The organism is Bradyrhizobium sp., assembly GCF_027451485.1.
Classification (GTDB): Bacteria; Pseudomonadota; Alphaproteobacteria; order Rhizobiales; family Xanthobacteraceae; genus Bradyrhizobium.
Genome location: NZ_DAIDJE010000056.1, coordinates 1 through 9,180 on the forward strand (window position 1 = coordinate 1; position 9,180 = coordinate 9,180).

Sequence of the window (9,180 nt, forward strand, 5' to 3'; positions counted from 1 at the left end):
GGTGCTGACCGGGGTGATCGCGGTGAGCCACTTGTGGGCGCCCTATGAGACGTTGCTCGCCATCCACATCCTCAGCGTCTGCCTGTTCCTGATCTGGTTCCCGTTCGGAAAGCTGATGCACGCCTTCCTCGTTTTCCTCACGCGAAGCGAAACCGGCATCTTTTACAGCCGCCGCGGAGTCGAGATATGAACCAGCGTATCGTCGTCGACCCCATCACGCGGATCGAAGGGCACCTGCGGATCGAAGCAGAAACCGACCCTCAGGGCACTATAACGGCTGCATACAGTTCCGGCACGATGGTGCGCGGGATCGAACTAATTCTCAAAGGGCGTGATCCTCGCGATGCATGGGCTTTTGCGCAGCGCATATGCGGCGTCTGCACGCTTGTCCACGGCATTGCCAGCGTCCGCGCGGTAGAGAATGCGCTGGGATATACCATCCCCCCGAACGCGCAGCTGATCCGCAATCTGATGATTGCCGCGCAACATGTGCACGACCATGTCATGCACTTCTATCATTTGCACGCGCTCGATTGGGTCGACGTGGTATCGGCGCTGAAGGCCGATCCCGCCGCAACGTCGCAGCTCGCGCAATCGATTTCGAGCTATCCAAAGTCGAGCCCGGGCTACTTCGCCGACACCCAGAAAAAGCTGAAGGCCTTCGTGGAAGGCGGGCAGCTCGGCATCTTCGCCAACGGCTTCTGGGGCCATCCCGAATTCAAGCTGCCACCGGAAGCCAACCTGATGGCGGTCGCGCATTATCTGGAAGCGCTCGCCTGGCAGCGCGAGGTGGTGCAACTCCACACGATCTTCGGCGGCAAGAACCCGCATCCGAATTTTCTGGTTGGCGGCGCACCTTCAGCGATCAGCCTCGATAGCGGCGGAACCGCTGTCAATATGAACGGCCTGCAGACGGTGAAGACCGTCATCGGCCGGATGAAGGACTTTGTCGAGCAGGTTTATTTGCCGGATACCTTGGCCATCGCCTCCTTCTACAAGGACTGGTTTGCGCGCGGCGAAGGCGTCGGCAACTTCCTCACTTTTGGCGACTTCCCCGAAAAAGGCATGGACGATCCGGCTAGCTGGCTGATCCCGGCGGGTGCGATCCTCGACAGGGACCTGACCAAAATTCATCCCATCGACATGAACAATCCGGATGAAATCCAGGAGTTCGTCTCGCGCTCCTGGTACGACTACGCCGGCGGCAAGGAAAAGGGACTTCATCCATATAGCGGTGAAACCAATCTGAACTACACCGGCCCCACACCGCCTTTCGAGCAACTCGACGTCGATAAGAGCTATTCCTGGCTCAAGTCACCGCGCTGGAAAGGTCACGTGATGGAGGTCGGACCGCTCGCGCGCGTCTTGATGCTCTACGCCAAGGGACACAAGCCGACGCGCGAACTAGCCGGCTATGCGCTCGGCAAACTCGATCTGCCCTTGACGGCAATGTTCTCGACCATGGGCCGCACCGCGGCCCGCACCCTGGAATGCAAGATCATCGTCGATCAGATGCCGACCTGGTACGAGCATCTTGTTTCCAACATTCGTGCGGGCGACCTTGCGGTTCACAATCCGGGTAAATGGGATCCCTCAACCTGGCCGGTGGAGGCCAGTGGCGTCGGCTTCATGGAAGCGCCGCGCGGGGCGCTCGCCCATTGGGTGGTGATCAAAAACAAGCGGATCGACAATTATCAGGCTGTTGTGCCATCGACCTGGAACGCGGGCCCTCGCGATTCCAAGGGGCAGCCCGGACCTTATGAAGCAGCTCTCATGGATCGCCACACGCTCCACGATCCCAAACAGCCGCTTGAAATCCAGCGCACGATTCACAGTTTCGATCCCTGCATCGCCTGCGCGGTACACGTGGTCGACCCCAACGGCGAAGAGCTGATGCAATTGCGGGTGAGGTAAGGCGATGAGCGGCAAGGTCGACGTCGGAGCAGCCACCCGGACATTCCTGGCGCACACCGAAGAGCATCTCGTCAGCTACCTCGAGGCCTGCGTTCATTGCGGCAATTGCGCAGATGCCTGTCATTTCTACCAGGCTTCCGGCGATCCGCGGCATACACCCGCCTATAAGCTGTTTCCAATAGCCAAGGCCTATCGCCGCCAGAAATTTCCGCTTTCTCTCTTTGCACCAGGCGTGACGGAACGGGACTTCAAGGAGTGGGAGGAACTGCTGTTCGACACCTGCACCCTGTGCGGGCGCTGCACCACGGTCTGTCCGATGGGTATCGACATTGCCTCCATCGTGCGCGGCGCGCGACAGGCCTTCATAAAGGCGGGGCTTGGTCCAGAGGACCTTTTGCAGGCTGCCGACAATTCACGCGATCATGGCAGCCCGCTGGGCGTGACCGCCGAAAAGCTGCGCGATCGGATCGAATGGCTGGAAGACGAGCACGAAGTGCCCATCGCGCTCGACAAGGACAAGGCCGACATATTGCTGACGGTCTCGTCCGTTGAAGCGATGAAGTACCCCGATTCCATCGTCGCAATGGCCAAGTTGCTGAACCACGCGGGCGTGAACTGGACGCTGAGCACAAAGGGCTATGAAGCCACGAATTTCGGCTACCTCGCGGGCAAGGAAGATGTGGCCAGGACCATGGTTCAGCGCATTACCGAAGCTGCCGCGGCAGTCGGAGCGAAGACTGTCGTGATTCCGGAATGCGGCCACGCCTACGGCGTGCTGCGCTGGTCGGCGGCCAACATCCTCGGTCGGCCCCTGCCCTACACGGTCGTGCACATTTCCGAGTTCATGGCGCAACTCAAGCGGGACGGCAAACTGAAATTGAGGCCCATGGACGCATCGATCACGTATCACGATCCTTGCCAGGTTTCCCGGCGCGGCGGCGCGACGGAAGATGCGCGTTTCGTTCTGCAGGATTTTGCGAAAGACTTTCGCGAGATGACGCCGACTGGAAATCTCAACTGGTGCTGCGGTGGTGGCGGAGGCGTGCAGGCGATCGCGCGCGCGGCCGATCTTCGTCACAAGGTCTTCAAGATCAAGATGGATCAGGTAGAGAAAACAGGCGCCCAGACGATGGTCTCCGCGTGCTCGAACTGTCGACTGACGATGGACGAAAGCAAGGCACACTGGAAATGGGAAGGCGGACTGGCAAGTCTGGTGGAGATCGTCGCAGACCATCTGATCGAGGACGGCCAGTCCAGGACACCGGCGTGATGCTCCATACGCCGGTATGCCTTCGCACGCTCATATCTCCAACGTCGCCGCAACGCAAAATGCGTCGTAACGACGCTGAAGATGCCCGCGCAACGGCGCTGACCTCCTCTCATTGACGTAGATCAAGGGCACAACGTGCCTCCGCGCAGAGATTGCAATTCTTGCCGACGCGCAATAGCAGCCGCGACGAAGAGATCACTTCCATGCAGCAAACGAGGTCATCAAATGTACAAGAATATACTGATTGCAACCGACGGCTCCGACCTGGCAGCAGGGGCGGTGAAGAGCGGCGTTTCCCTGGCGAAGACAATTGATGCCAAGGTTACGGCGGTCACCGTCTCAGAACCGTTCCACTGGTTCGAGCCGAACATGGTTGAAGGCGCGGAGACCGCCTACACCGAGGGTGCGAAGCGAACTGCTGCTGCCACGCTCGAGAGCGTCTTGAATACGGCGCGGGCGGCGAGTGTCCCCTGCGAGACCGTCCACGCAGTCGACCAGTTCCCCTACAAAGGGATTATCGACGTCGCGAAAGCGAAGGGTTGTGACTTGATTGTCATGGCGTCCCACGGGCGACAGGGCATGGCCGCCGTCGTTCTGGGCAGCCAGACAGTCAAAGTCTTAACGCATTCTGCTATTCCTGTTCTCGTCTGCCATTAGGGGGCGTAGCCCGCATCCCGGGATTTGCGAGAGGCGGCCATGCCGGATGAAACAGCCTCCGTCCAAACGGCTACAGCGCCACCGAGCAAGGCAATGAAGGCGGTCATATCGTGTGACGCGCTGCAGGCGCTTATTGCTGCGCTCGCCGCTGACTATCTCGTGCTGGGGCCAACCGTGCGCGACGGCGCGATCGTCTATGAAGAAATTTCAGACCTTTCTCAACTGCCGGCAGGGTGGAAGGACAAACAGGACGCTGGTAAGTATCGACTAGAGCGGCGGGAAGATGACGCGATTTTCGGCTTTGCCGTCGGTCCCCATTCCTGGAAGCGATTTCTCCATCCTCCAGTCGAGACGCTGTGGACCGGACGCCGTGACAATGACGGGTTTTCGATTGCACCGGCCGCCGGCGAACCGCGGAAATTCGCCTTCATCGGCGTGCGGTCCTGTGAGCTTCATGCGATTGCCATTCAGGACAAGGTCTTTATTGGCAGCCCCTATGCCGACGTCGGCTATCGTGCGCGACGCCAGGATGCATTTATCGTGGCGGTCAATTGTGCAGAGGCCGGAGGCACCTGTTTTTGTGCTTCGATGGAAACGGGGCCAGAGGCGAAAAATGGCTTTGACCTTGTGTTGACCGAACTGCTCGGTGAGGCACGCCACGATTTTCTCGTCGATGTCGGCAGCGACGCGGGTGCTGCGCTGCTTGGCCGCCTACCCCACCGCTCGGCATCTGACGCGGACGTCGCGGCCAAGGCCGCCATAATTGCGCAGACGCGGGCCCGTATGGGTCGTGCCCTCGAAACCGACGGCATCAAAGAGCTGCTTCAGTCCAGCCCAAATCATCAACGCTGGGACGATGTCGCCGCGCGGTGCCTGACCTGCGGTAATTGCACGATGGTCTGTCCAACCTGTTTCTGCACCACCGTCGAAGACCACAGCGATCTAACCGGCAACACGGCCGAGCGGGTCCGAAAGTGGGATTCCTGCTTCACGCTGGACTTTTCCTATATCCACGGCGGCAGCGTGCGGGAAACCGGCAGTTCGCGGTACAGGCAGTGGATCACTCACAAGCTCGCGAACTGGATCGACCAGTTTGGCACTTCCGGCTGCGTTGGCTGTGGCCGCTGCATCACCTGGTGCCCTCTCGGTATCGATATTACCGAGGAAGCGGCCGCCATCCGGGCAAATCCCATGACGGCAGCGGGAGGTCAGCATGAAGGGACTTGAACGCATCCTGAGGGAGCATGCTTTCTTTGCCGGATTTCCCGAAGACCAGATCGCGCTGGTCGCGGGCTGTGCACGCAACCACCGCTTCGACGCAGGCCAGTATCTCTTTCGCGAGGGCGAGCCGGCGAACGAATTTTTCCTGATTCGGCATGGCAAGGTTGCGCTCGATATCGCGTCCCCGGGACAGCCGCCTATTGTGATGTCTACGCTCGAGCCCGGCGAGATCGTTGGCGCCTCCTGGCTGGTCCCTCCCTATCGCTGGACCTTTGACGCGCGCGCAGTCGAGCTCGTGCGCGCGATCGGCATCGACGCGGCATGCCTGCGCGGCAAATGCGAAGCCGACCATCATTTGGGATACGAGATGATGAAGCGCTTTGCGCCCATCCTGGTCAAGCGGCTGCACGCCACACGGCTGCAGGTTCTCAATGTTTACGGAAAGCGCTGAAATGGCCCGCATGCCGCCGGCAGCGTCCGGCGATCCCTTCGTGCCCCGCATCTATTGCGTCGACCGCATCCGCCGTGAGCTCTCCGATACGGTGACGCTGGAAATAACCCCATCCCAGGGACCCCGCCCGCGCTATGCGCCGGGTCAGTTCAACATGCTCTATGCCTTCGGCGTCGGCGAGGTTGCGATCAGCATCAGCGGCGATTGCGCGGACGACAGAACCTTCGTCCATACCGTCCGCGATGTGGGCGCCGCGAGCCGCGCGATCACCTCGCTCGACGTCGGAGCAGCGATCGGCGTTCGCGGACCGTTCGGAACGGCATGGCCGGTCACCGACGCGGAAGGCTCCGACATCGTCATCGTAGCCGGCGGCCTGGGTCTCGCCCCGCTGCGGCCAGCCATTTACCATGTGCTCGCGAACCGGTCGCGCTATGGCCGCATTGCAATCCTGTTCGGGACCCGCCATCCACAGGATATGCTCTACCGCGATGAGCTTGCGGCGTGGCGGCGAAACCTGGACATCAGCGTCGAGGTCACAGTGGATCACGCCGACAGAGATTGGCGCGGCAACGTCGGTGTGGTGCCCGCCCTGATCGCGCGTGCTTCGTTCGATCCACACGACACTGTCGCCCTGGTTTGCGGGCCCGAGATCATGATGAGGTTTGCGGTCAATGCGCTACGCGACGCCGGCGTTGCGCCGGACCACATCCATCTGTCGATGGAGCGCAACATGAAATGCGCCATCGGTCTTTGCGGCCACTGCCAGTTCGGACCGCAATTCGTCTGCAAGGACGGCCCCGTCATGCGGTTTGACCGCATCGCATCACTCTTTGCGGTCCGGGAGATCTGAGATGAGCGAGGCAAAGCGTCCAAGACTCGCGGTGTGGAAATTCGCCTCCTGCGACGGCTGTCAGCTTTCGCTGCTCGATTGCGAGGACGAGCTTCTGACGCTGGCCCGCACGGTCGAGATCGCCAATTTTCCCGAGGCTTCGAGCGCCATCACCGAGGGCCCCTATGATCTCTCGCTGGTGGAGGGCTCGATCACGACCGCGCATGACGCCGGACGCATCATCAAGGTCAGGGAGCAATCCAGGCACCTGGTGACCATCGGCGCCTGTGCTACCGCCGGCGGAATCCAGGCGCTGCGCAACTTCGCCGACGTCAACGACTTCATTTCCGCCGTCTACGCCTCGCCGCAATATATCTCAACGCTGGCCACGTCGACGCCGATCTCGGCGCATGTTGCCGTCGACTACGAACTGCGCGGCTGTCCGATCAACAAGGATCAACTGATCGAGGTCATTTCGGCCTTCATCGCCGGCCGCAAGCCGGCGGTCGCCGCCCATAGTGTCTGCGTCGAATGCAAGCGGCGCGGCACCGTCTGCGTGATGGTGCAGGGAACGCCTTGCCTCGGGCCGGTGACCCATGCCGGCTGCGGCGCAATCTGTCCTGCCTATCGGCGGGGCTGCTATGGTTGCTATGGCCCGATGGAAACACCCAACTTGGCATCGCTGGCGCAACAATGGCGCGCATTGGGCGAGAACCCGCGCGAGATCCGCCGCGCCCTGCAGACCTTCAACGCCGCGACCGAGCCGTTCCGCAAGGAGAGCGAGGCTCATGCCGACTAAGACCATCAAGGTCGATTATCTCGCCCGCGTGGAAGGCGAAGGTGCGCTCGACCTCGCGATCAGCGACGGCAAGGTTGCCTCGGCGCAGCTGCGAATTTTCGAGCCGCCGCGTTTCTTCGAGGCGTTTCTGCGCGGACGCGGCTATGCCGAAACGCCGGATATCGTCGCCCGCATCTGCGGTATATGTCCGATCGCCTATCAGATGAGCGCCGTTCACGCGATCGAGAGCGCATTTGGAGCGAAGGTCGAGGGCCAGCTCCGCGCACTGCGCCGGCTGATCTATTGCGGCGAATGGATCGAAAGCCACGCTCTTCATGTCGTGATGCTGCATGCGCCCGACTTCCTGGGCTTCCCGGATGCCATCCGGATGACACGCGATCATGGCGATGTCGTCCGCAACGGCCTCGCGATCAAAAAAGCCGGCAATGAGATCATGCGGTTGCTCGGTGGGCGCGAGATCCATCCGGTCAATGTCAAGCCAGGCGGCTTTCATCGTGTGCCGACCCGGGCCGAGTTGCGAGCGCTCGCGGAAACCCTGGAGCATGCCCGCGAGCTGGCCACCGGCCTCGTCCGCTGGGTCGCACGCTTCCCCTTCCCCGATTTCGAGCAGGATTATGAATTCGTCGCGCTGCGTCATCCCGACGAATACCCATTCAATGAAGGCCGGCTCGTTTCCAGCCGCGACATCAATATCGACATTGCCGAGTATGAATCGGAGTTCGAGGAGCGGCATGTTCCGCATTCGACGGCGCTTCATTCCCTCCTGAAGCGACGCGGCGCCTATCTGGTCGGGCCCCTCGCCCGGTATGCGTTGAATTTCGCTTTGCTGCCCGCCACGGTCCAGGCGCTCGGCGAAGAAGTGGGGCTGCAACCGGTATGCCGGAACCCGTTCAAGAGCATCGTCGTGCGTGCCCTTGAGATCCTCTTTGCCTGCGAGGAGGCGCTCCGCATTATCGATGCCTATGAACCGCCGGCTCAAGCTTCAGTGGCGCTCGTGCCTCGCGCAGCTACCGGCTTCGGCTGCACCGAAGCGCCGCGCGGCATCTGCTGGCACCGCTATGACTTCGCCGAAGACGGCACGATCGAGCGGGTCCGGATCGTCCCGCCGACTTCACAGAACCAGCCAAGCATCGAAGCGGACCTTACCGCCGTTGCCGCGTCGATACTCGATCAGCCAGATGATGTCATCCGCGACCGTTGCGAGCAGGCCATCCGCAACTACGATCCCTGCATTTCCTGCTCCGCCCACTTTCTGAAGCTGAAGATCAACCGGTCATGAGCAATTCTGGGCGAAGACGAATCATGGTCCTCGGAATAGGAAACCCCGGCCGGGCCGACGATGGAGTGGGAGCGCTTATCGGCGGCCGGCTCGCGGGACAGCTGCCTGCGAATGTGACGCTGGTCGTGCGCAGCGGCGATATCATCACTCTGGTGGACACTTGGGCGGACTATGATGCGTTGGTATGCGTGGACGCTGCTAACCCGATGGGACAGCCGGGCCGGGTCCATCGCCTTGAAGGGGCGGACGAGGCGTTGGCGGAGAGCTCTTCGTTGACGTCCAGCTACGGATTCGGCCTCGCAGAAGCGATCGCGCTGGCACGTGAGTTACAGACGCTTCCGGAAACCGTCGTCATCTATGCGGTAGAAGGCGCCTGCTTCGATATCGGCGCGCCGATGACGCCGCAGGTAGCCAAAGCAGCTGCCGATGTCGCTGAACGGATCATCGAAGAGGTCGACCGGTTGAGCTGGGTCGAAGCGGGAGCAACGATGTAGCTAGTCGAGGGCAACATGCACACGGCCAGGATTTCGTAGCCACTATTCCAGAAAAAGCTGGTCGTGCTCCTTTACAGAAGATCAAGCTCGTAGGCGTGCACACAACCTGCGGCAACAACTCGGCGCATCGGATGGATGAGAGCATCGAGCCGCGCCTGAGACGGGCACCGTGAGGAAAACGAACCAATCTTCCAAGACTTAGTCGGGTCGCATTGACAACGTCTGCGACAGCTAACGCGCATCGTCACTTGCCATGCCGGAACGCC

The 9,180-nt window shown here is 61.1% G+C and carries 10 protein-coding genes; all 10 read left to right on the forward strand.

Going from position 1 to position 9,180, the window contains the following annotated elements; all coding sequences use genetic code 11:
• On the forward strand, positions 1–190 hold a 190-nt coding region (locus NEZ08_RS08195; protein ID WP_298106109.1), incomplete at its 5' end, for a hypothetical protein.
• Entirely contained in the window at positions 187–1,914 is a 1,728-nt protein-coding gene (locus tag NEZ08_RS08200; RefSeq protein WP_298106110.1) for a nickel-dependent hydrogenase large subunit, read from the forward strand. The genes NEZ08_RS08195 and NEZ08_RS08200, both read left to right, overlap by 4 nt.
• Positions 1,915–1,918: 4 nt before the next feature.
• Positions 1,919–3,184: a (Fe-S)-binding protein gene (locus NEZ08_RS08205; protein WP_298106111.1), complete on the forward strand. Its 1,266-nt coding sequence runs from the start codon at positions 1,919–1,921 to the stop codon at positions 3,182–3,184.
• A 225-nt stretch (positions 3,185–3,409) separates the two neighbouring features.
• A complete protein-coding gene (locus NEZ08_RS08210; protein ID WP_298106112.1) occupies positions 3,410–3,841 on the forward strand; it encodes a universal stress protein in 432 nt (143 codons plus the stop codon).
• 24 nt (positions 3,842–3,865) lie between these two features.
• On the forward strand, positions 3,866–5,068 hold the full coding sequence (locus tag NEZ08_RS08215; protein WP_367278390.1) for a 4Fe-4S dicluster domain-containing protein: 1,203 nt from the start codon (positions 3,866–3,868) through the stop codon (positions 5,066–5,068).
• A complete protein-coding gene (locus NEZ08_RS08220; RefSeq protein WP_298106113.1) occupies positions 5,055–5,513 on the forward strand; it encodes a cyclic nucleotide-binding domain-containing protein in 459 nt (152 codons plus the stop codon). The genes NEZ08_RS08215 and NEZ08_RS08220 overlap by 14 nt, the downstream gene beginning before the upstream one ends.
• Position 5,514: 1 nt before the next feature.
• Entirely contained in the window at positions 5,515–6,363 is an 849-nt protein-coding gene (locus NEZ08_RS08225) for an FAD/NAD(P)-binding protein (RefSeq protein ID WP_298106114.1), read from the forward strand.
• 1 nt (position 6,364) lies between these two features.
• Positions 6,365–7,141, forward strand: coding sequence for an oxidoreductase (locus tag NEZ08_RS08230; RefSeq protein WP_298106115.1), 777 nt, complete (start codon positions 6,365–6,367; stop codon positions 7,139–7,141).
• On the forward strand, positions 7,131–8,420 hold the full coding sequence (locus tag NEZ08_RS08235; protein WP_298106116.1) for a Ni/Fe hydrogenase subunit alpha: 1,290 nt from the start codon (positions 7,131–7,133) through the stop codon (positions 8,418–8,420). The genes NEZ08_RS08230 and NEZ08_RS08235 overlap by 11 nt, the downstream gene beginning before the upstream one ends.
• Positions 8,421–8,443: 23 nt before the next feature.
• Entirely contained in the window at positions 8,444–8,914 is a 471-nt protein-coding gene (locus NEZ08_RS08240) for a hydrogenase maturation protease (protein ID WP_298106117.1), read from the forward strand.
• The last annotated feature ends 266 nt before the right edge of the window (positions 8,915–9,180 follow it).

Bases quoted from the DNA above. Each gene is read 5' to 3' on its own strand.
- NEZ08_RS08200 (WP_298106110.1), top strand. From the start codon at position 187: ATGAACCAGCGTATCGTCGTCGACCCCATCACGCGGATCGAAGGGCAC.
- NEZ08_RS08205 (WP_298106111.1), top strand. From the start codon at position 1,919: ATGAGCGGCAAGGTCGACGTCGGAGCAGCCACCCGGACATTCCTGGCG.
- NEZ08_RS08210 (WP_298106112.1), top strand. From the start codon at position 3,410: ATGTACAAGAATATACTGATTGCAACCGACGGCTCCGACCTGGCAGCA.
- NEZ08_RS08220 (WP_298106113.1), top strand. From the start codon at position 5,055: ATGAAGGGACTTGAACGCATCCTGAGGGAGCATGCTTTCTTTGCCGGA.
- NEZ08_RS08225 (WP_298106114.1), top strand. From the start codon at position 5,515: ATGGCCCGCATGCCGCCGGCAGCGTCCGGCGATCCCTTCGTGCCCCGC.
- NEZ08_RS08230 (WP_298106115.1), top strand. From the start codon at position 6,365: ATGAGCGAGGCAAAGCGTCCAAGACTCGCGGTGTGGAAATTCGCCTCC.
- NEZ08_RS08235 (WP_298106116.1), top strand. From the start codon at position 7,131: ATGCCGACTAAGACCATCAAGGTCGATTATCTCGCCCGCGTGGAAGGC.
- NEZ08_RS08240 (WP_298106117.1), top strand. From the start codon at position 8,444: ATGGTCCTCGGAATAGGAAACCCCGGCCGGGCCGACGATGGAGTGGGA.